The following is a 20,070-nucleotide window of genomic DNA, read 5'->3' as shown; positions in this document are numbered from 1 at the left end:
TGAATTCGGACGCGCGCGGGTTATTTAGGACAGATGCGCGCGGAAGGAAACGCCATGAATGCCCAGAACGATCTGATCAAGCTCTACTCGCAGAAGATCCTGGCACTGGCCGCCGAGATCCCGCATCTCGACCGGCTCGAGGCGCCGATGGGGACCGCGCGCAAGCGCTCGCCGCTCTGCGGTTCGACGGTGACGGTCGATCTCGATGTCGAGGACGGGCGGATCGTACGATTCGGGCAGGATGTGAAGGCCTGCGCACTCGGCCAGGCCGCGGCCTCTGTCGTGGGCGCGGCCATTCTCGGGCGGACCCGCGCCGAGATCGAGACTGCGCGAAACCAGCTTCGGGCGATGCTGAAGGACGAGGGCCCGGCGCCGTCGGCGCCCTTCGAAGGGCTCGAAGTGCTGCTGCCCGCGCGCGATTACAGGAACCGCCACGCCTCGATCATGCTGTCGCTCGAAGCCACGCTTCACGCCTTCGACGCCGCCGAGGCCGCCGCCTGCGCCTGAGCCGCGGGCGCCCTTCCAGAAAATCCGACCGCTGCCTCCGACTCGGGCATGGCCCGAACCGGCCGGGCGACGCGCGCCAAGCGCGGCGCAACAGGTGAAAGCGTGCGCCGGGACCGAGGTCCCGGCGCTCCGCCGGATCAGTTGGTGATCAGTTCCGGTCCCATCAGCGACGTCGGCAGCCAGGTCGAGAGCCAGGGGACATAGGTCACCAGGATCAGGAAGACGAACAGCACCGCCAGGAACGGCAGCGCGGCGCGCACCACGCGCATCATCGACATGCCCGCCACGCCCGAGGTCACGAAGAGGTTCAGCCCGACCGGCGGCGTGATCATCCCGATTTCCATGTTCACCACCATGATGATGCCCAGATGGATCGGATCGACCCCCAGCTCGATCGCGATCGGGAAAACCAGCGGCGCCACGATCACGATCAGCCCCGAGGGCTCCATGAACTGCCCGCCGATCAGCAGGATCACGTTGACCACGATCAGGAAGACGATCTTGCCGAAGCCCGCCTCGAGCATCGCGCTGGCGATCTTCTGCGGGATCTGCTCGTCGGTCAGCACATGCTTGAGGATCAGCGCATTGGCGATGATGAACATCAGCATGATGGTCAACTTCGCCGCATCCAGAAGCGTGCGCCGGGTGTCGCGGTGGATGAACCCGGTCAGCAGCGCCTGCGGCCTCTGCCACAGCGCAACCGGCCCGCGCCCGTCCTGCGCCTTAAGGGGGCCCATGTCGCGATAGACGAAGATCGCGATCAGGAAGGCATAGACCGAGGCCACGGCGGCGGCTTCGGTCGGCGTGAAGACCGCCGAGGCGACGCCCGGAATGCCGTAGATCCCGCCCATGATGATGGCGATCAGCATCAGCCCCCAGAAGGCCTCGCGGAAGCTGGCCCAGATCTCGCCCCAGCCCAGCCATTCGCCCTTGGGCATGCCCTTCACATGGGCCATGACATAGATCGCGGTCATCAGCATCAGCCCGGCGACGGTGCCGGGGATGACGCCCGCCAGGAACATCCGGCCGACCGAGACATCGGTTGCCGAGGCATAGACCACCATCACGATGGAGGGCGGAATGAGGATGCCCAGCGTGCCCGCGTTGCAGATCACGCCCGCCGCGAAGTCGCGGGTATAGCCCACCTTCCGCATCGCCGCGATCACGATCGACCCGATGGCCACCACGGTCGCGGGGGACGAGCCCGAAAGGGCTGCAAACAGCATGCAGGCGAAGACGCCCGCAATGGCCAGCCCGCCCCGCAGATGCCCGACGCAGGCGATGGCAAAGCGGATGATCCGCCGCGCGACGCCGCCCGTCGACATGAAGCTCGAGGCAAGGATGAAGAATGGAATGGCGAGCAGCGTGTAATGCCCCGCCATCGACTGATAGAGCGACTGCGCCACCGCCGCCAGCGAGGTGTCGGAGAACAGCAGCAGGAAGATGATCGAGGCCATGCCCAGCGACACCGCGATCGGCACGCCGATCAGCAGGAACCCCACGACCATGACAAACAAAAGCACGACATGCATGGCTCAGGCGTCCTTCTCGCGGGCGGCTTCTTCGACCGCGTCCTCTGCCTCGTGGCTGACGATCAGCCCCTGCTGGCGGCCGGTGATGATCCGGAAAGCCGCCTCGATCAGCCGGTACAGCATCATCGCCACCCCGAACGGGATGATCGCGTAGGGCACGGCGATGGGCAGTTTTTCATAGGGGTCCTCGCCCTCGGGCAGGAACAGGTATTCCAGCGGCGCGCGCAGGAACTCGGGCAGCGGGATCCGCTCGGTCGGCACATAGCCGCGATAATCCCAGGGCTTCATCTCCTCGAAGCCGGTCGGAAACCAGTGCCCGGTCGTCGGCGCCAGGTTCGCGAAGGGCGCCCAGTAATCCCAAGCCCCTTTCATCATCAGCGCCGCATAGACCAGACAGATCGCCACCGCGACGAGAGAAAAGAGCCGCTGGGCCCGGGACGACAGCATGTTGAGGACCGCGTCCACCCCCAGATGCATGGTGATCTTGAACCCGTAGGCGATGCCGAACAGCACCAGCCAGGCGAACAGGATCAGCGTCAGCTCGAGGCTCCAGACGAGGCTCGCGTTGAAGACATAGCGCAGCACCACGTTGACGAAGGTGACCAGCACCATCAGCCCCAGCAGAAGCGCGATCACCGTCTCTTCGACGGCATGGACCGCGCGCCCCAGCGCGGTTTTTGGCCGATAGGCTCCACTCATCGTCCCAGGCCTCCCTCGGGCATGGCGAACAGGTGCCAGAAGCGGCGGTGCCCGTCAGAGCCACCGCCGCCCGGCGCCGGTACGGCGTCTTAGTACTGGTCGTTGATTTCCTGCGCCGCCGCGATGGCGTCGGCACCGACATCGCCCTCGAACTGGGCCCAGACCGGCTTCATGGCATCGACCCAGGCCTGACGCTGTTCGGGCGTCAGTTCGCGCACCGTGGTGCCCGCGTCGATGATCGCCTGCTTGGCCTGCTGGTTGACATTGGTCGACTCGGTGTTCCGCTCGACCGTCACCTCATGCAGGATGGTGGCCAGCTGGTCGCGGATCTCGGGGTCGAGCCCCTCCCACCATTCGACCGAGGTCACGACCATGTAGTCGATCACGCCATGGTTGGTCTCGGTGATGCCATCCTGCACCTCGAAGAACTTCTGGGTGTAGATGTTCGACCAGGTGTTTTCCTGCCCGTCGACGACGCCCGTCTGCAGCGCGCCATAGACCTCGGAGAAGGCCATCGGCTGCGGGCTGGCATCGAGCGCTTCCATCTGCGCCACCAGCACGTCCGAGGCCTGCACCCGGAATTTCAGCCCCTTGGCATCCTCGGGCAGCAGAAGCGGCTTGTCGGCCGAGAACTGCTTGAGCCCGTTATGCCAGAATTCCAGCCCCAGAAGGCCGCGGCGCATCATCGACTGTTTCATCGCCTGGCCGGTTTCGGAGTTCTGGAACGCGTCGATGGCGTCCATGTTCTTGAACATGAAGGGCAGATCGAAGATCCGCAGCTTCTTGGTATATTTCTCGAATTTCGACAGCGACGGCGCGGCCATCTGGACATCGCCGTTCAACATCGCCTCCAGCACCTTGTCGTCGTCGTAAAGCGTGGTGTTGGGATAGACTTCCATGCAGACCTTGCCGTCCATCTCGTCATTGACGCGGGCGGCCAGCAGGTCGGCGGCAAGGCCCTTGGGGCTGGTCGCACTGGTGACATGGCTGAACTTGATAACGGCTTCGCCCGGATCGCAGGCCGCGAAGGCGGCCCCGGCGGACAGGGTCAGGGCCACGGCCGTGGCGGTAGTGGTCAGAGCTTTCATGCGATCCTCCCAAGATCTGAGCATCCCCCCCTTCGGGGACGTAGCCTCGGTTTATCGCCGATGATCTTGCGTGTCTCAAGCAAAACCAAACTCTTCCCCATGGGGACTGCGCGCAATGGTCGCTCCGCGCGCGTCAGGCCGGGTCAGGCCGCGTCAGGCCGGGTCAGGCCTCCAGCCGTTCGCAACCGGCCCAGACCGGCAGATGCGACCGTTTCAAGATGTTCATGATCCGCGGCTGATCGACGATCCGCACCCAGCCATAGCCGGTCTCGATCAGCCCCTCCTCGACCAGGCGCCGCATCACCCGGTTGGCGGAATTCCGCGACAGCCCGGCCATTTCCGCAAGATCGGCCTGGGTCAGCGGAAACTCGGTGGCGCCATCGTTGAAATCGTAAAGGCGGCGCAGGGTAATGAGGATGCGAACCGAATTGTCGCGATGCACATTTGCATGCAGCAACTGGCCGAGGTTGTCGAAATGACTGACAATGTTCGCCGCAACGTGGCGCCAGGTGTCGGGATCGGACATTGCAACCGTCTCGATATGATGCGCCGAGACCGCCAGCACGGAGGCATCGCGCCGCGCAATCGCCGAGATGCGCCGCTGCGTCATGCCCGGCATGCCGACGGCGCCAAGCCAGTTTCCGGCCTTGGCGACAAAGCCAAGACGCGGGCCGTCGACTCCGGGCTCGAGCACCACGTCAACCACTCCGTCAACGATTCCAACCATGTCCGGCGACGGATCGGCCATGTGAAACAGCGCCTCGCCCCGGCGAAAGCTGCGCAGCCGGGCACCGGCAAGCAGCAGATCGACAAAATGCACCGGAAGAGACCGCAACCAGCCGACTTGACGGATTCGGAGTTTCGCCTGCTCGATTTTCATAAATTGTCAAATACCAGACGGCCCGGAGGCAATTGCATCGAGGACGACATTTCCCCGGGAGCAACGCAGCGTAACAGGTTTTTTGCATTTGCAAATTGAAACCGGCGGACAAGCCAATGCTCTGAAACTCCATGGCGTTGCGTGTCGGCCATCGGGTGTGCCGCCCGGCCGCGCCACCGTCAACCCTGCGCGCTGCGGCATAGCGCACGACAGCACCGCGGCATTTGCGCTTGATCTGAGTCATGGTCGCCGTTACCGCAATCGTCGAAAACCCGGCCCGCCGGGTGGTAACGGAATTGCGACCTGCTGAGGGGCGCGATGGGGGTTTTCCCGCCCGAGAAGGACACCTAGAAGGAGGAACGGGGCGCTCGCCCCGTCGCGTGACATTCATGAACCAGCAGACTGCCGTGACAGAGCCCGCCAAGAAGACCCTGCCCGATGCGCAGACCGTGACCGAGGTTCGCCACTATACCGACCGGCTGTTCTATTTCCGCACCTCGCGTCCGCAATCGCTGCGCTTCCGCTCGGGCGAATTCGTGATGATCGGGCTGCCGGGCGATGACGGCAAGCCGATCATGCGCGCCTATTCGATCGCCTCGCCCTCCTGGGACGAAGGGCTCGATTTCTACTCGATCAAGGTGCAGGACGGCCCGCTGACCTCGCGGCTTCAGCATATCCAGCCCGGCGACCAGATCATCCTGCGCCCCAAACCCGTGGGCACGCTGGTTCTGGACGCGCTGCTGCCCGGCAAGCGGCTTTGGTTCCTGGCGACCGGCACCGGCATCGCCCCCTTCGCCAGCCTGATGCGCGACCCCGATACCTACGAGCGGTATGACGAGGTCATCATGATGCATACCTGCCGCGAGGTGGCGGAACTGGAATTCGGCCGCCAGTTGATCGAAAGCCTGCCCGAGGACCCGCTGATCGGGGAATTCGTCGGCGACAAGCTGAAATACTATCCCACCACGACCCGCGAGACGTCGAAATGGATGGGCCGGGTGACCGACAACCTCGCCTCGGGCAAGGTCTTCGCAGATCTCGGCCTTGACGGCACCCAGATGGACCCTGCCATCGACCGCGCCATGGTCTGCGGATCGCTCGACTTCAACAAGGACGTGATGGCGATCATGGAAGGCTGGGGCCTGAACGAGGGCGCCAATTCCGAACCCGCCGAATATGTGGTCGAGAAAGCCTTCGTCGGCTGACATCCCTTCGCGCCCGTTTAAGACGCCCCGCCCGGCTTGCCCGGCGGGGCGTTTTGCTTTGGGCCCTGCCCCGTGCACAAAAAAGCCGCCGCACTCCCAGGGAGGAGGCGGCGGTCAGGAAGCGGTCCGGCGCGGCGGAAGAGGCAGGCTTCGCGTATACCCGGGGACGGGTCCGGCACAGGACAGCAGGCAGCGGATGGGGCTCAGACAAGCCCCGGAAGATGGAGCCCCGCGACCAGCAGCACCATCAGCGCGGCGGCGCCTGCGGCGTCCTGCCAAAGCGTGGCGCGGCAGCGGGTCAGGACGGATCTCAGCTCGGTCAGCATGGGTCGGGCTCCGGTGTCGATCAGTGTTGCTACTTTGTTCTCATTTCCGGCGCCACCTGTAAAGAACTTTTTAGGAACATTTAACAGATGCCGTCGGACCAGGGGCTTAGCCCGCCTTGATGAGACGAATCGCCTTGTCGCGTTCCATCAGCCACAGAAGCACCCGCGCCGCCTGCCCGCGCGGCCCGGCAAGGCCCGGATCGTCGGCCAGAAGCTTGCGGGCATCGCTTTGCGCCACGGCCATCAGCGCGGCCTGCCGTTCCAGATCGGCGATCCGAAAGCGCGGCAGCCCCGATTGCGCAGTGCCGATCAGATCGCCCGCGCCGCGCATCGCCAGGTCTTCCTCGGCGATGCGGAACCCGTCCTCGGTTTCGCGCAGGATCTCAAGCCGCCGCCGCCCGGCCTCGCCCAGGGGCGCCTGATACATCAGAAGGCAGGTCGAGGCCGCCGCTCCGCGCCCGACCCGGCCCCGAAGCTGGTGCAGTTGCGCCAGCCCGAACCCCTCGGCCCGCTCGATCAGCATGATCGAGGCATTGGGCACGTTCACCCCCACCTCGATCACCGTGGTCGCGACCAGAACCGAGGTTTCGCCCCGCTGGAAGGCGCGCATCGCGGCATCCTTCTCGGCGGGCGGCAGCTGGCCATGCACCAGCCCGACCTTGTCGCCGAAGACCGCGCGCAAGCGCTTGAAGCGCTCTTCGGCGGCCGTCAGATCCGAGACCTCGGATTCCTCGACCAGCGGGCAGACCCAATAGGCCTGCCGCCCCTCGGCCACTGCCTTTCGCAGATGGGCCACGACCTCTTCCATCCGCTCGACCGAGACCAGCGCGGTCTTGACCGGCGTCCGCCCCGGCGGCTTTTCATCCAGCACCGAGATGTCGAGATCGCCATAGGTCGCCAGCGCCAGACTGCGCGGAATGGGGGTTGCCGTCATCACCAGCATGTCGACGCCCCGCCCCTTGGCCGACAGCTCGACCCGCTGCGCGACGCCGAAGCGGTGCTGTTCGTCGACGATGGCCAGGCGCAGGTCGCGGAATTCGACATCCTTCTGAAAGACCGCATGGGTGCCGACCAGCACCTGGATATCGCCCGCCGCCAGCGCCGCCAGCTTGGCCGCGCGTTCGCGGCCCTTGTCGCGCCCGGTCAGGATCTCGATCACCACGCCCGCGCTTTCGGCCAGCGGTTGCAGGCTTTCCAGATGCTGGCGGGCGAGGATCTCGGTCGGGGCCATCATCACGCCCTGCCCGCCCGCCTCGACCGCCACCAGCAGCGCCATCCACGCGACCAGCGTCTTGCCCGAGCCCACATCGCCCTGCAAAAGCCGGGTCATCCGTGCCTCGGCGCCCATGTCCTCGGCGATCTCGTCCATCGCGCGGGCCTGCGCATCGGTCGGCCGGAAGGGCAGCGCCGCCAGCACCTTGCGCCGCAACCGCCCGTCGCCCTGGCTGGGCCGCCCTTTGGCGCGGCGCTGATCGGCCCGGGCCAGCGCCAGCGTCAGCTGATGGGCCAGCAATTCGTCATAGGCCAGCCGCTGGCGCGCGGGCGCCGTGGCGGCGATGTCGCGCGCGGATTGCGGCGCATGGGCAGCCTCCAGCGCCGCGCGCCATCCGGGCCAGCCCTCGCGCACCAGAAGCGCCGGGTCGATCCAGTCCGGCAGATCGGGCGCGCGGGTCAGCGCCGAGGCCACGGCCTTCGTCATCGTCTTCAGCGTAAGCCCGGCGGTCAGCGGATAGACCGGCTCGAAATCGGGGATCTCCGCGGCCTCGCCCGGCGGGAGGACGTGGTCGGGATGGACGATCTGGGCCATGCCGTCGAAGATCTCGACCCTGCCCGAAATCACCCGCCGCGCGCCTTCGGGCAGGATCTTCGACAGGTAATCGCCGCGGGCATGGAAGAAGACCAACTGGAATGCGGTTTCCGCATCCTGCACCTGAATCCGGTAAGGCCGGCCCTTGCCGGAGGCGGGCATATGGGCGCCGACCAGCACCTCGACAGTCGCGACCTCGCCCGGCGCGACGCTGGCGACGGTCTCGACCGGACGGCGGTCGATGCCGGTATGGGGCAGCGTGAAGATCAGATCGCGCGGCTTCTCGATGCCCGTCTGCGCCAATAGCTTGGCCGATTTCGGCCCGATGCCGTCGAGCTTTTCAAGCGCCCCGAAAAGCGGAAAGAGGATATCGGGCCGACCGCTCATGCGCCCCCGATCAGGGCCAGCCAGCCATCCTCGTCGACGGTCTCGATTCCCAGTTCCTCGGCCTTCTTGGCCTTCGACCCGGCGCCCGGCCCCAGCACCACCAGATCGGTTTTCTTCGAAACCGAGCCCGCGACCTTGGCCCCCAGCGCCTCGGCCCGCGCCTTGGCCTCGGCCCGGCTCATCTTTTCCAGCGTGCCGGTGAAGACCACCGTCTTGCCCGCGACCGGGCTGTCGGCCGTCCCCCTTGGCGCCACCGGTTCTACCGTCAGATGCGCGACCAGCCGGTCGATCGAGGCGCGCTCGGCCTCCTGATGGAAGGCGGTGATCAGCGAGCTGGCCATCACCGTGCCGATCCCGTCGATCGCCAAAAGCGCCTCCCAGTCCTGGCCCTCGCCAACCGTGGCATGGGTCACGGCCGCCTCGAACGCCTCCCAGGTCTGGAAGTTGCGGGCCAGAAGATCGGCCGCGGCCTCGCCCAGATGGCGGATGCCGAGCGCGAAGATCAGCCGGTCGAGCGGGATCGTCCGCCGCGCCGCGATGGCGGCGAAAAGGTTCGCCGCCGATTTCTCGCCCCAGCCTTCGCGGTTCTTCAACTGCTGAAGACCTTCGCCATAACGGGTCTCAAGCTCGAAGATGTCGGCGGGCTCCCTGATCCAGCCGTCCTTGCAGAGCGCCTCGACCTGTTTCGCGCCGAGCCCCTCGATGTCGAAGGCCCCGCGGCTGACGAAATGCTTGAGCCGCTCGACCGCCTGGGCCGGACAGATCAGCCCGCCCGAACAGCGGCGGACCGCATCGCCCTCTTCGCGGATCGCCTCGGACCCGCATTCGGGGCACCTGGTGGGAAAGCGGAACGGCTCGGTGCCCTCGGGGCGCTTGGCAAGGTCGACATCGGCCACCTTCGGGATCACGTCACCCGCGCGGTAAACCTGCACCCAGTCGCCCTCGCGGATATCCTTGCCGCCGCGGATCTCTTTGCCCTTCGAATCGCGGCCCGCGATGTAATCCTCGTTATGAAGCGTCGCGTTCGAGACGACAACGCCGCCCACCGTCACCGGATGCAGCCGCGCCACCGGCGACAGCGCGCCGGTGCGCCCGACCTGGATCTCGATCCGGTCGAGCCGGGTCCAGGCCAGCTCGGCCGGGAATTTATGGGCGATGGCCCAGCGGGGCGTGGTCGCGCGGAACCCCAGCCGCTCCTGCAGGGCGAGGTCGTTCACCTTGTAGACGACGCCGTCGATATCATAGCCGAGCGTCGCGCGGCGCTGTTCTATCCGGGCGTAATGGGCGGCGAGCGCCTGGGGGCCATCGCAGAGGACGGTCAGCGGATTGACCTGAAAGCCCAGCGCTTTCAGCCGCTCGATGGCGCCCATCTGGGTGTCGGCAAGGGGGGCCGAGACCTCGCCCCAGGCATAGGCGAAGAACTTCAGCGGACGGGCGGCGGTAATGGCGGGGTCGAGCTGGCGCAGCGATCCGGCGGCGGCATTCCTCAGATTCGCGAAGGTCTTGGCGCCGGTTTCGGCCTGGCGTTCGTTCAATGCCTCGAAATCGGCATGGGCCATGTAGACTTCGCCCCGCACCTCGAGGATGTCGGGGGCACCGTCCAGCACCCGGGGGATGTCGGCGATGGTGCGGGCATTGGCGGTGACGTTCTCGCCGACCTCGCCATCGCCCCGGGTCGCGGCCTGCACCAGTTGACCCGCCTCATAGCGCAGCGACAGGGACAGACCGTCGATCTTGGGCTCGGCCGTGTAGAGAAGCGGCGCCTCATCGGCGAGCCCCAGATAGCGGCGGATGCGGGCGTCGAACTCGGTCACGTCGGCGCCGTCGAAGGCATTGGCCAGCGACAGCATGCGCCGCACATGGGCGATCTTGGCGAACCCTTCGGCGGGCGCGGCCCCGACCCGGTCGGACGGGCTGTCGGCCCGCTTCAGTGCGGGAAACCGGGCCTCGATCGCCGTATTGCGCCGCTTGAGCGCATCATAAGCCGCATCCGAAAGAGTGGGCGCGTCTTCCTGGTGATAGGCGGCATCGGCCTCGGCAATGGCCTTGGCCAGCCGGGCCAGTTCGGCCCGCGCCTCGGTCTCCGACAGCGCTTCGACAGAACGTTCGTCGGTCATTCCGGCCCCCCGCATTGCCCCTGGCAGAGTGATAGGGGGGCTGAGGCCGGATTTCCAGCGGGTGCGTTCGGCGCCGCCTCAGGCGCCGATAGCGAAGGACCCCGGCATGGCCTGACCCGGCTCGGGGTCGCGCAGGACATAGCCCCGGCCCCAGACCGTCTCGATATAGGTTTCGCCGCCCGTGGCCTGGGCGAGCTTCTTGCGCAGCTTGCAGATGAAGACGTCGATGATCTTCAGCTCGGGCTCGTCCATGCCGCCATAGAGATGGTTCAGGAACATCTCCTTGGTCAGGGTCGTCCCCTTGCGAAGCGACAGAAGCTCGAGCATCTGATATTCCTTGCCGGTCAGATGCACCGGCTTGCCTTCGACCTCGACCGTCTTGGCGTCCAGGTTGACCTCGATCTTGCCGGTGCGAATCACCGACTGAGAGTGCCCCTTGGACCGGCGGATGATGGCGTGGATCCGCGCCACAAGTTCCTCGCGGTGGAACGGCTTGGTCATGTAATCGTCCGCGCCGAAGCCGAAGCCCTTGATCTTGTTCTCGGTATCGGCTGCGCCCGAGAGGATCAGGATCGGCGTGTCGATGCGTGCCAGACGCAGCTGACGCAGGACCTCATGCCCGTTCATGTCGGGCAGGTTGAGGTCAAGAAGAATCAAATCGTAGTCATAGAGCTTTGCAAGATCTATGCCCTCTTCCCCAAGGTCTGTGGTATAGACGTTGAGGTTGGCATGGGTCAGCATAAGCTCGATGCTCTTCGCTGTGGTCGGATCGTCTTCCACCAACAGAACGCGCATGGCTAGGTCTCCGCTAAGTACCGTCGAACTTTGTCGCACCCTGACGAACAATGGTTAATTGCACGTTACCTTAACATTTACCCTAGCATTTACAATTTGAGGTTGTCTATAAGCAATTCGACTCGACCGTCCTCAAAGCTCTGTCCGGCGGTTGGATTTGAGCGACGTGACCTTGAGCCCGGCGATCCCGAACTCGCGTACTGCCTTCTTCCAGCTGGAAAATTCCTCGGCGGACAGGGTGTAGCGATCAAGCGCCTCCTCCTCGGAGATCAGGCCCGCGGCGACGGCCTTGACCACGGCCGCCTTGCGGCTGGCCACCCAGCGGCGGGTGTCGACCGGGGGAAGGTCGGCCCGGCTCATGGTGGTGCCGTCAGGCAAGTTAACGGTGCGAGGCCCGTCGATACGTTTCAGGAACATGGCTACTTATCCCTTGCAAATCCGGCGCGAGGGTGGCGTTTTCCTGCTTAAAGGTGGGTGAAGGCGGGTCTTGAGAGTATCTCGCATTTTCCTATATTGCCCGAGACTTGTTCCCTGGAGTTCCCACGATGCCACGCGACGGCGCCCCGCGCGCTCTGAACTCGCTGGGCTTTGCAAAGCCCGAATCCGAAACCCGCGTGCTGGTCGCCATGTCCGGCGGCGTGGACAGTTCGGTCGTGGCCGCGATGCTGGCCGAGGAAGGCTATGACGTGGTGGGAATCACCTTGCAGCTTTACGACCACGGCGCGGCGCTGGCCAAGAAGGGCGCCTGTTGCGCGGGCCGCGACATCCACGACGCCCGCCGGGTGGCCGAAAGCGTGGGCTTTCCGCATTACGTGCTCGACTATGAAAACCTCTTCCGCGACGCGGTGATCGAGGAATTCGCCGACAGCTATCTGGCGGGCGCGACGCCGGTGCCCTGCATCCGCTGCAACGAGCGGGTCAAGTTCCGCGACCTGCTGGCGACTGCCAAGGATCTGGACGCCGACTGCATGGCGACCGGCCACTACATCCAGCGCAAGCTGGGGCCGAACGGGGCCGAGCTGCATTGCGCGGCCGATCCGGCGCGCGATCAGTCCTATTTCCTGTTCTCGACCACGCCCGACCAGCTTGATTACCTGCGATTCCCGCTGGGGCATCTGCCCAACAAGGACGCGACCCGGGCGCTGGCCGCGAAATACGGGCTGCCGGTCGCGGACAAGCCCGACAGTCAGGACATCTGCTTCGTGCCCGAGGGCAACTATGCCTCGGTGATCGAAAAGCTGCGCCCGGGTGCCGCCGAACCGGGCGAGATCGTCCATGCCGATGGCCGCGTGCTGGGGACCCACAAGGGCGTGATCCATTACACCATCGGCCAGCGCCGCGGGCTGGGGATCGGCGGGCTCGACGAACCGCTTTATGTCGTGCGGCTCGATGTCGATGCGCGGCAGGTCGTGGTCGGCCCGAAAGAGATGCTGTCGACCCGCATCGTTCCGGTCCGCGAAATCAACTGGCTGGGCGATGCGCCCCTGACCTCGCGGCCCGAATGGGAGGTCTCGGTCAAGGTGCGCTCGACCCGGCCGCCGCGCGCGGCGATCCTGCGGCCGCTGTCCGAGACCGAGGCCGAGGTCGAGCTGCTGACCCCCGAAGAGGGTGTGAGCCCCGGTCAGGCCTGCGTGCTTTATGAGACCGGGGGCAGCCGGGTGCTGGGCGGCGGCTGGATCTGGCGCGGCGCGAATCGGGGTTGAGCCGCCCGCGCCCGGCCTGCATCCTGAGCGCGAACCGGATCGAACGGAGAACGCCCGGATGCGCCCTGCCCTTGCCGTTGCCCTTGCCGGGCTTCTACTCGCCGCGCCGCTTTGGGCCGACGAAACCCGCCAAGACCGGCTGGAGGCGGCCCATGACTATGTCCAGCGCGCCGTGGCCGACATGGATCTCGAGGAAATCGTGCGCTCGATGTGGCGCCCGGCGGTGTCCAGCATCGAGGCCGGCGGCACCCGCCTGACCGCCTCGCAACTGTCGCGGATCGAGGCGCTTTATGCCGAGATCTATACCGACCGGCTGCGCGCGCTGATGCTGTCGCAGGACGAGCTGATGGCCGATCTGATGACGCTGGACGAAATCGAGGCGCTGCGCGACTTCTACGCCACGCCCGAGGGCCGGTCGGTCATGCAGAAGCTGCCCAAGGTGCTGAACGCGCAGCAGCCGCAGATCATCGAGCTGGTGCAAAGCACGATGCCCGAGGTTCTGACCCGGATGCAGGGGATCGTCGAGGCGCCCTGAGCCCCGCTAGTTTCGCCGCGCCGTCGCCAGACCGTCCAGCACCGCGCGCGCGGCGCGCCGCCCCGGCGCCTCGCCGCCCTGGCCAAGCCGGTCCATGGTGACGCGCATCGCCTCGATCTGGGGCGCGCGGTAGCCCGGGTCCTCCAGCAGCAGGCACAGCGCCGCGGCGATCGGGCCGGGCTGGCAGGCCTCGCCCAGAAATTCGGGGACCGCGCGGGTTTCGCTGACGATATTGACCAGTGTCACGGTATCGAGCCGCACCATCCGCCAGATGATCTGGCGGCTGAGCCAGTTCATGTCATAGGCGATGACCATGGGCGTTTCGGACGCGGCCAGTTCCAGCGACACGGTACCCGAGGCCGCCAGCGCCAGATCGGCCGCGGCGAAGGCGGCGCGCTTGGCGGCCGCCGCGGCAGTGCCGTCGGCGCGCGGGTCGATCAGCACCGGCGCGCCGGGCCAGGCGGCGGTCAGGCCCGCGACCCTCTCGGCCACGCCCGCCGTCGTCGGCACCACGACGCGCAGCCCCGGATGCTGGGACGCGACCGTCTGCAGCGCCGTGCCGAAGACCGGCGCCAGCCGGTCGACCTCGCCCGCGCGCGACCCCGGCAACACGAGGCAGAGCGGCGCGTCGGCCGCGATGCCGTGGCGGTCGCGGAAGGCGCGGGCCTCCTCGGGCGTGGCGCGGGGCTGGGCCACCACCGGATGCCCGACGAAATCGCAGCGCATCCCGGCGGCTTCCATATAGGGCGGCTCGAACGGGAACAGCGCCAGCACCTGATCGACCGCCTCGGCCATCCGCGCGGCCCGGCCCGGCCGCCAGGCCCAGACCGTGGGGGCCACGTAATGGACCGTGCGCACATGGCTTTGCGCCTTGACCCGGCGCGCGACCCGCAGGCAGAAATCCGGGCTGTCGATGGTCACCAGCGCATCGGGCGACAGCCGCACCACCTCGGCCGCGCATTCCTTGATCCGCCGCATCAGCGCCGCATAGCGCGGCAGCACCTCGGCGATTCCCATCACCGACAGCTCGTCCATCGGAAAAAGGCTTTCCAACCCCTCGGCCTGCATGAGAGGTCCGCCCACCCCATGCACCTCGAGCCCCGGATCGAGCTCTTTCAGCCCGGCGATCAGCGCCGCCCCGAGCGCATCGCCCGAAGGCTCGCCCGCGATGAAGAAAAGCCGCGTCACGGCTCCCGGACCCAGATGAAGACCCCCAGCGCGTCGGCCCGGGCCACGGTTTCGGCGCGATCCAGCACCATGACGCCGCCCGCCTCCAGCACGATCCCCGCAAGCCCCGCGCGGTGGGCCGCCTCGACGGTCGCAGGCCCGATGGCAGGCAGATCGACCCGGCGGTCCTGCCCGGGTTTGGGCGCCTTGTAGACCACGCCCCGCGCGCCCCTGGGGTCGGGACGGCAACCGGCCGCCGTCTCGGCGACGAAGGCCAGCATCGCATCGGTCCCGGGCAGCGTCTCGACCGCCAGACACAGGCCCTGCGCCACCACCGCGCCCTGCCCGACATCGACCGCGCCGATCCCCTCGACGATGGCGGCGGCGCGTGCCGCATCCTTCTCGTCGGCTTTCGAGGGCGCGACCCCGGTCAGAACGCCCGGCGCGGGCAGCAGATCGGGGGCGACCGCATCGGCGCCGACGACGGCAAACCCGTCTTCCTCGAACAGCGCGATCACGGCGCGCAAGAGACCGTCATCGCCCTGCGCCAGATAGGGCAGGATGCGCGGCAGAAGCTGGGCGGTGCGCGGGTCGATCCGCTCGGGGTCGAGGCGGGGCCGCCGGATCGTTCCGGCCAGCACCACCCGGGTCACGCCGCGACCGTGCAGCAGATCGAACAGCACCGCGAGCCGTTCCAGCGCGAAGGTCTCGACCGGCCAGCGGTCGGCCTCGTCCATCGCGAAGCCCTCGATCTGGGCGATCAGGAAGGGCATTCCCGCAGCCTCCATGGCGCGGGCAAGATGCGCAGGCAGCGCGCCGCCCCCGGCGATCAGGGCCGTGGTGCCGACAACGGTCTCAGGGGAAGTCTCGGGCATCGGGTCGGTCCTCGCTCCGGTCTGGGCCTCGATAGGCGCGTCGTCAGGGTTTCGGCGTCAGGAAGGACCGGTCGGTATCGGCCAGCACGAACTCGACCATCTGGCGCACATAGGCGCTGTCGGCGGTCTCGGCGAGGTGCCGCGCGCGCTGATGGAAGGTGCCTTCGCCCTCGGCCAGATGCTGGAAAGCGGCCCGGAGCGCCGCAATATCCTCGCGCGCGACGCCGCGGCGCTTGAGCCCGACAAGGTTCAGCCCGTCCAGCACGCCGCGCGGCCCCTGCACCAGCCCGAAGGGGATCACGTCATTGGTGACCATGGTCAGCGCGCCGACGATCGCACCCTGCCCGATCCGCACCCATTGGTGGATACCGGCAAGCCCGCCGATGACGACATTGTCGCCGATGATGCAATGCCCGGCAAAGGCCGCGTGATTGGCCACGATCACGCCATTGCCGACCTGAACGTCATGACCGACATGGCTGCCGGTCATGAACAGGCAATCGTCGCCGACCCGGGTGATGCCGCCGCCGCCCTCGGTGCCGGTATTCATGGTCACCGCCTCGCGGATGCGGTTGCGCTTGCCCACGATCAGCCGGGTTTCCTCGCCGCGGTATTTCAGGTCCTGCGGGATGTCGCCGATATTGGCGAAGGGAAAGATCACCGTCCCGTCGCCGATCTCGGTCAGCCCGGTCACCACCGCGTGGCTTTTGACCACCACATCCGGCCCGAGCCGGACCTTCGGACCGATCACCGAGAACGGGCCGACCGTGGCCCCGGGGCCGATCTCGGCACCGTCCTCGACAAGGGCCGAGGGGTGGATCTTGGCGCTGGGGTCGATCGCCATGGCGGCTTACTCCGGGTTGATGTCCATCATCGCGGTGAATTCGGCTTCGGCCGCGATCTCGCCGCCGACCTTCGCCACACCTTCGAACTTCCAGATCTTGACCTTCTTCGAGCCGCCGCGCTTGACCGTCACATGCAGCTCGAGCACGTCGCCGGGAACAACCATCCGACGGAACTTGCACTTGTCCATCGCCATGAAATAGACCAGCAGGTCATCCTCGGACAGATCCACCGACTTGCCAACGAGAACCCCGCCGGTCTGGCCCATGGCCTCGACGATCAGCACCCCGGGCATGATCGGCTTCGACGGGAAATGCCCCTGGAAATGCGGCTCGTTGATCGAGACGTTCTTGATCCCGACGGCGCTGTGGCCCGGCACGATGTCCGTCACCCGGTCGATCATCAGAAACGGATAGCGGTGCGGCAAAATCTTCTGGATTTCGTCGATATCGGCCTCAAGGACCTGACTGTCGGACATCGAGCCTGTCTCCTTGCACATTGCGAATATGCTTTCATCACGCGGTACGGAGCGCAGTATCAACTCGTCCGTGCCGAGACAAGCGACGCCTAGTCGCCGCTCTGGCCCGTTCCTTCCGGCGCTGCGGGCCCCAAAGAAGATGGCTCCGGAGGATCGGCCGGGGCGCCCTCGGCGGCGTCCGGCACTGCCTCGCCGTCCGGGTCGATGACCACCCGCTCGTCCAAAAGAGCGATGGCGTCGGCGGTAATGTCGACCTGACCGGCCGACAGGATCACCGCCTCGCGCGCCAGAACCGCGACGGCGCCGCGGTCTCGCACGATCTCGGCAAGAACCGGCAGTGCCTTGCGGAAGAAATCCTGCCGGTCCTCCTCGCGGCGCTGGGTCAGCTCGCGCGCCTTGCGCTCCTGCGTGGCGCGGATCGTTTCGACCTTGCTGTCGAAGGCCTCGGCCAGCGGCCGGAACTGGTCGGGCGGCACCGTGGCGCGCTGTTCGGTCAGCGCGCGTTCCTCGGCCACAAGCTCGCTCTCGATCCGCCGGTTCTCGGCGGCCAGGGCGGCGGCTTCGGCCTCGAGCGCCTGCTCGATCGCCTGACCGGCCTTGCTGTCCTGGAACAGACGGTCCTGATCGAGCGTCAGGATCGGGCTGAGAAAGACCGGACGCCCGTCCTGCGCAAGCGCCGGACCGGCAAGGCCAAGCGCCGCCGCGGCGGCCAGCGCCCATCCGCTACCCGCCCGGCGCATCGGCTCAGAACCTCGTCGAGATCGTGAAGTCGAAGTTCTGCTCTTCGTCGTAGTCCTCTTTCATGACCGCCTTCGAGAAGTTGAAGCGCAGCGGACCGAGCGGGGTCTTCCAGAAAAGCGACACCCCCACCGCGGACCGCAGATGGAAGTCGTCATCGACAGGCCCCGAGGAGGTGCCGGTGTTGTCCAGCCCCCAGACCGTGCCGAAATCGGCGAAGACGCCGCCGGTGATGCCGTATTCGGCGGGCAGGCCCAGCGGGAATTCGGCCTCGAACCGGGCCACGGCATACATGTTGCCCCCGAGCGCCTCGTCGCCTTCGCGCGGACCGAGGCCGTTGCCGTCGAAACCGCGCATCTTGCCGTTCAGGAAGTAGCGTTCGGTCACCCGGCTTTCGGAATCGCCCAGCATGGTCAGCGCCCCGCCCTCAAGCTCGGCGCGCAGCGTCACCTCTTCGTTCCAGACCATCCTCTGGACGCCCGCCAGGGCCGTGGTCTCGATGAATTCAAGATCGCCGCCAAGCCCGGCATAGTCCTGGTTGAACTTCAGCACGATCCCGGAATTGGGATCGAGCCCGGTGCGGCGGGTGTCGTAGGTGAACCCGTAGCCGACCTTCGAAAAGGTCTGACCCGGGTCTTCGGCCTCGCGGGCCAGCACCTCGGAATCGCCCTCGTAATTCTTGAAGGTGTTTTCGCCGATGGCATAGCGCAGCTCGAACCGGCCGTTCTCCGAAATCGGGAATTCCAGCGACGGCGAGATCTCGATCTTCTGGGTCTCGTATTCGCTGTCGTATTTGCCGGTATCGGTCTGCGAATAGGTCGCCCCGAAGCGGAACCGCACGTCGCGCCCGAGGAAGGCCGGCTCGACGAAGACCAGCCGCGAGGTCGCGTTGTCGGTGCCGGTATCGATCCGGGCGCTCAGGTACTGGCCACGGCCCAAGAAGTTGTTTTCGCTGAAGGACAGCGCGGCGCCCGCTCCGTCGGTCTGCGAATAGCTCAGGCCGAAGGACAGCGTCCCGGTCGGCTGTTCCTCGACATTGACGTCGATGATCATCTGGTCGGGGCTGGTGCCCTCGCGCGCCGAGACATCGGCGGTCGAGAAGAAGCCGAGCGCGCGGATGCGGTCGGCGGTCTGCCGGATCTCGCGCGGGTTGAAGGGGTCGCCCTCGACGGTGTTGAACTGCCGCCGGACCACGCGGTCGAGCGTGGTGGCGTTGCCCTCGATGTCGATGCGCTCGACGAAAAGCCGCGGGCCGCGTTCGACGACGAACTCGACATCCAGCGTCAGGTCGCGGTCGTTGCGGGTGATCCGCGGGGTGATACGGATGAAGTTCAGCCCCTTCTGCACCGCCAGCCGTTCCATCCGGGCGACCGTGGTCTCGATCGCCATGGGCGTGTAGGTATCGCCTTCCCTGACCCGGGCCGCCTGCTGGAACTCGTCGGGATCGACCTCGGTCAGGTCCGACGAGGTGGTGATCTTGCCGAAATTGAACTTCTGCCCCTCGCGGATATTGAAGGTCAGCAGATAGGCGTCGCGGTTGCGGGTCAGTTCGGGCGTGACCGACAGCACCTGGAAATCGACATAGCCGCGCGAGGTGTAGAAGTCCTTCAGCACCTGCTTGTCGAACTCGATCCGGTCGGCGACGAAGGTATCCGAACGGATCAGACGGCGCAGCAGGCCCGCCTGCTTGGTCCCCAGCGCCCGGCGCAGGCGGCCTTCGGAATAGGCACGGTTGCCGACAAAGGAAATGCGCTCGATCTCGACCACGGCGCCTTCGGCGATCTCGAAGACCAGATCGACGCGGTTGTCGGAGCGTTCGATGATGCGGGGCGTGACCGTGGCGGCAATGCGGCCGGATTGTTCATAGGCGGCGGCGATGGCCGAGGCGTCGGCTTCGGCGGTGGACGGCGAATAGACCCGGCGCGACTGGGACTGGACGATCTTCTGCAGATCCTCGTCCTTGATCCGGGCATTGCCCTCGAAGCCGATGCGGTTGACGGTCGGGTATTCGGTGACCTTGATGACCAGCGTCCCGCCCTGCGGCACCAGCTCGACGGATTCGAAAAGGCCGCTGTCGACAACGGCCTGATAGGCATCGTTCAAACGGGCCGCCGAGACCGTCTCGCCGCGCGAGATGTTGGCATAGCTCGCCACGGTCGAGGCATCGACCCGCTCGTTGCCCTCGACGCGCACATTGGAAAAGCTGTAGCTCTGCGCCATGGCCAGCTGCGGCACGCCCGCGCCGAGCCCCACGGCGACCGCGACGGCCGACAAGGCGAGGTTGCGCGCCCCCGGCCGGGTGCCGAGAAATCCCTGCGAAGATTTGGTCATGTGCCCGTCCCAAGGTGACGTTTTCTTTCCGCCTTGCTAGCTTGCGGGCTGGGCTTT

The 20,070-nt window shown here is 66.6% G+C and carries 20 protein-coding genes; 5 read left to right on the top strand and 15 right to left on the bottom strand.

Going from position 1 to position 20,070, the window contains the following annotated elements; translation table 11 throughout:
* The first annotated feature begins 54 nt into the window (after positions 1 to 54).
* Entirely contained in the window at positions 55 to 507 is a 453-nt protein-coding gene (locus DSD19_RS04405; RefSeq protein WP_113668648.1) for an iron-sulfur cluster assembly scaffold protein, read from the top strand.
* A gap of 137 nt (positions 508 to 644) precedes the next feature.
* Here the strand turns inward: DSD19_RS04405 and DSD19_RS04400 are convergent, their stop codons facing one another.
* From DSD19_RS04400 to DSD19_RS04385, 4 genes are all read right to left on the bottom strand, one after another.
* Positions 645 to 2,039 carry a TRAP transporter large permease gene (locus tag DSD19_RS04400; protein ID WP_075785866.1) on the bottom strand — a complete coding sequence of 465 codons (1,395 nt, stop codon included), beginning with the start codon at positions 2,037 to 2,039 and terminating at the stop codon, positions 645 to 647.
* A 3-nt stretch (positions 2,040 to 2,042) separates the two neighbouring features.
* A complete protein-coding gene (locus DSD19_RS04395) occupies positions 2,043 to 2,738 on the bottom strand; it encodes a TRAP transporter small permease (protein ID WP_075785865.1) in 696 nt (231 codons plus the stop codon).
* 89 nt (positions 2,739 to 2,827) lie between these two features.
* Positions 2,828 to 3,826, bottom strand: coding sequence for a TRAP transporter substrate-binding protein (locus DSD19_RS04390; RefSeq protein WP_113668647.1), 999 nt, complete (start codon positions 3,824 to 3,826; stop codon positions 2,828 to 2,830).
* A gap of 163 nt (positions 3,827 to 3,989) precedes the next feature.
* Complete coding sequence (locus DSD19_RS04385) at positions 3,990 to 4,553, bottom strand: Crp/Fnr family transcriptional regulator (RefSeq protein WP_207802412.1); 564 nt, start codon at positions 4,551 to 4,553, stop codon at positions 3,990 to 3,992.
* Positions 4,554 to 4,574: 21 nt separating this feature from the next.
* Here DSD19_RS04385 and DSD19_RS22005 point away from each other — a divergent pair, with 21 nt between their 5' ends.
* Positions 4,575 to 4,805: a hypothetical protein gene (locus DSD19_RS22005; protein WP_207802411.1), complete on the top strand. Its 231-nt coding sequence runs from the start codon at positions 4,575 to 4,577 to the stop codon at positions 4,803 to 4,805.
* Between the two features lie 290 nt (positions 4,806 to 5,095).
* Entirely contained in the window at positions 5,096 to 5,911 is an 816-nt protein-coding gene (locus tag DSD19_RS04380) for a ferredoxin--NADP reductase (protein WP_075785862.1), read from the top strand.
* 203 nt (positions 5,912 to 6,114) lie between these two features.
* Here DSD19_RS04380 and DSD19_RS22535 read toward each other — a convergent pair whose 3' ends face one another.
* The 5 genes from DSD19_RS22535 to DSD19_RS04360 all read right to left on the bottom strand — a co-directional run bounded on the left by DSD19_RS22535 (position 6,115) and on the right by DSD19_RS04360 (position 11,760).
* The gene (locus tag DSD19_RS22535) at positions 6,115 to 6,237 is read right to left on the bottom strand and encodes a hypothetical protein (protein WP_256359728.1); all 123 of its coding nucleotides are present in this window, start codon (positions 6,235 to 6,237) and stop codon (positions 6,115 to 6,117) included.
* Positions 6,238 to 6,343: 106 nt separating this feature from the next.
* A complete protein-coding gene (gene recG / locus DSD19_RS04375) occupies positions 6,344 to 8,431 on the bottom strand; it encodes an ATP-dependent DNA helicase RecG (protein ID WP_113668646.1) in 2,088 nt (695 codons plus the stop codon).
* On the bottom strand, positions 8,428 to 10,548 hold the full coding sequence (ligA, locus tag DSD19_RS04370; RefSeq protein WP_113668645.1) for an NAD-dependent DNA ligase LigA: 2,121 nt from the start codon (positions 10,546 to 10,548) through the stop codon (positions 8,428 to 8,430). The genes recG and ligA overlap by 4 nt, the downstream gene beginning before the upstream one ends.
* A 78-nt stretch (positions 10,549 to 10,626) precedes the next feature.
* Positions 10,627 to 11,343 (bottom strand): response regulator transcription factor CtrA, encoded by a 717-nt coding sequence (gene ctrA, locus DSD19_RS04365; RefSeq protein ID WP_113668644.1) that lies wholly within the window; start codon positions 11,341 to 11,343, stop codon positions 10,627 to 10,629.
* A 132-nt stretch (positions 11,344 to 11,475) separates the two neighbouring features.
* A complete protein-coding gene (locus DSD19_RS04360; RefSeq protein WP_075785858.1) occupies positions 11,476 to 11,760 on the bottom strand; it encodes a DUF1153 domain-containing protein in 285 nt (94 codons plus the stop codon).
* A gap of 128 nt (positions 11,761 to 11,888) precedes the next feature.
* Here DSD19_RS04360 and mnmA point away from each other — a divergent pair, with 128 nt between their 5' ends.
* Both mnmA and DSD19_RS04350 read left to right on the top strand, forming a co-directional pair.
* Positions 11,889 to 13,046: a tRNA 2-thiouridine(34) synthase MnmA gene (gene mnmA, locus DSD19_RS04355; protein WP_075785857.1), complete on the top strand. Its 1,158-nt coding sequence runs from the start codon at positions 11,889 to 11,891 to the stop codon at positions 13,044 to 13,046.
* 58 nt (positions 13,047 to 13,104) lie between these two features.
* On the top strand, positions 13,105 to 13,581 hold the full coding sequence (locus DSD19_RS04350; protein ID WP_075785856.1) for a DUF2059 domain-containing protein: 477 nt from the start codon (positions 13,105 to 13,107) through the stop codon (positions 13,579 to 13,581).
* 6 nt (positions 13,582 to 13,587) lie between these two features.
* Here the strand turns inward: DSD19_RS04350 and lpxB are convergent, their stop codons facing one another.
* From lpxB to bamA, 6 genes are all read right to left on the bottom strand, one after another.
* On the bottom strand, positions 13,588 to 14,769 hold the full coding sequence (lpxB, locus tag DSD19_RS04345) for a lipid-A-disaccharide synthase (protein ID WP_075785855.1): 1,182 nt from the start codon (positions 14,767 to 14,769) through the stop codon (positions 13,588 to 13,590).
* Complete coding sequence (locus tag DSD19_RS04340; protein ID WP_113668643.1) at positions 14,766 to 15,623, bottom strand: LpxI family protein; 858 nt, start codon at positions 15,621 to 15,623, stop codon at positions 14,766 to 14,768. Before DSD19_RS04340 ends, lpxB begins: the two co-directional genes overlap by 4 nt.
* A 43-nt stretch (positions 15,624 to 15,666) precedes the next feature.
* Positions 15,667 to 16,467: an acyl-ACP--UDP-N-acetylglucosamine O-acyltransferase gene (lpxA, locus tag DSD19_RS04335; RefSeq protein ID WP_113668642.1), complete on the bottom strand. Its 801-nt coding sequence runs from the start codon at positions 16,465 to 16,467 to the stop codon at positions 15,667 to 15,669.
* A gap of 6 nt (positions 16,468 to 16,473) precedes the next feature.
* Positions 16,474 to 16,944 carry a 3-hydroxyacyl-ACP dehydratase FabZ gene (gene fabZ, locus DSD19_RS04330; RefSeq protein ID WP_113668641.1) on the bottom strand — a complete coding sequence of 157 codons (471 nt, stop codon included), beginning with the start codon at positions 16,942 to 16,944 and terminating at the stop codon, positions 16,474 to 16,476.
* A gap of 89 nt (positions 16,945 to 17,033) precedes the next feature.
* The gene (locus DSD19_RS04325; protein ID WP_113668640.1) at positions 17,034 to 17,684 is read right to left on the bottom strand and encodes an OmpH family outer membrane protein; all 651 of its coding nucleotides are present in this window, start codon (positions 17,682 to 17,684) and stop codon (positions 17,034 to 17,036) included.
* 4 nt (positions 17,685 to 17,688) lie between these two features.
* Complete coding sequence (bamA, locus tag DSD19_RS04320) at positions 17,689 to 20,013, bottom strand: outer membrane protein assembly factor BamA (RefSeq protein WP_081382112.1); 2,325 nt, start codon at positions 20,011 to 20,013, stop codon at positions 17,689 to 17,691.
* Positions 20,014 to 20,070: the final 57 nt, after the last annotated feature.

Origin of the sequence: Rhodovulum sp. BSW8, from assembly GCF_003314725.1 — a bacterium.
Classification (GTDB): Bacteria; Pseudomonadota; Alphaproteobacteria; order Rhodobacterales; family Rhodobacteraceae; genus Rhodovulum; species Rhodovulum visakhapatnamense.
This window is presented reverse-complemented; position numbering and strand designations above follow the sequence as displayed.

Bases quoted from the DNA above. Each gene is read 5' to 3' on its own strand.
- mnmA (WP_075785857.1), top strand. From the start codon at position 11,889: ATGCCACGCGACGGCGCCCCGCGCGCTCTGAACTCGCTGGGCTTTGCA.
- DSD19_RS22535 (WP_256359728.1), bottom strand. From the start codon at position 6,237: ATGCTGACCGAGCTGAGATCCGTCCTGACCCGCTGCCGCGCCACGCTT.
- recG (WP_113668646.1), bottom strand. From the start codon at position 8,431: ATGAGCGGTCGGCCCGATATCCTCTTTCCGCTTTTCGGGGCGCTTGAA.
- DSD19_RS04395 (WP_075785865.1), bottom strand. From the start codon at position 2,738: ATGAGTGGAGCCTATCGGCCAAAAACCGCGCTGGGGCGCGCGGTCCAT.
- DSD19_RS04405 (WP_113668648.1), top strand. From the start codon at position 55: ATGAATGCCCAGAACGATCTGATCAAGCTCTACTCGCAGAAGATCCTG.
- DSD19_RS04340 (WP_113668643.1), bottom strand. From the start codon at position 15,623: ATGCCCGAGACTTCCCCTGAGACCGTTGTCGGCACCACGGCCCTGATC.
- fabZ (WP_113668641.1), bottom strand. From the start codon at position 16,944: ATGTCCGACAGTCAGGTCCTTGAGGCCGATATCGACGAAATCCAGAAG.
- DSD19_RS04360 (WP_075785858.1), bottom strand. From the start codon at position 11,760: ATGTTCCTGAAACGTATCGACGGGCCTCGCACCGTTAACTTGCCTGAC.
- DSD19_RS04385 (WP_207802412.1), bottom strand. From the start codon at position 4,553: ATGGTTGGAATCGTTGACGGAGTGGTTGACGTGGTGCTCGAGCCCGGA.
- bamA (WP_081382112.1), bottom strand. From the start codon at position 20,013: ATGACCAAATCTTCGCAGGGATTTCTCGGCACCCGGCCGGGGGCGCGC.
- ligA (WP_113668645.1), bottom strand. From the start codon at position 10,548: ATGACCGACGAACGTTCTGTCGAAGCGCTGTCGGAGACCGAGGCGCGG.
- DSD19_RS04400 (WP_075785866.1), bottom strand. From the start codon at position 2,039: ATGCATGTCGTGCTTTTGTTTGTCATGGTCGTGGGGTTCCTGCTGATC.
- lpxA (WP_113668642.1), bottom strand. From the start codon at position 16,467: ATGGCGATCGACCCCAGCGCCAAGATCCACCCCTCGGCCCTTGTCGAG.
- DSD19_RS04325 (WP_113668640.1), bottom strand. From the start codon at position 17,684: ATGCGCCGGGCGGGTAGCGGATGGGCGCTGGCCGCCGCGGCGGCGCTT.
- DSD19_RS04350 (WP_075785856.1), top strand. From the start codon at position 13,105: ATGCGCCCTGCCCTTGCCGTTGCCCTTGCCGGGCTTCTACTCGCCGCG.
- DSD19_RS04380 (WP_075785862.1), top strand. From the start codon at position 5,096: ATGAACCAGCAGACTGCCGTGACAGAGCCCGCCAAGAAGACCCTGCCC.
- DSD19_RS04390 (WP_113668647.1), bottom strand. From the start codon at position 3,826: ATGAAAGCTCTGACCACTACCGCCACGGCCGTGGCCCTGACCCTGTCC.
- ctrA (WP_113668644.1), bottom strand. From the start codon at position 11,343: ATGCGCGTTCTGTTGGTGGAAGACGATCCGACCACAGCGAAGAGCATC.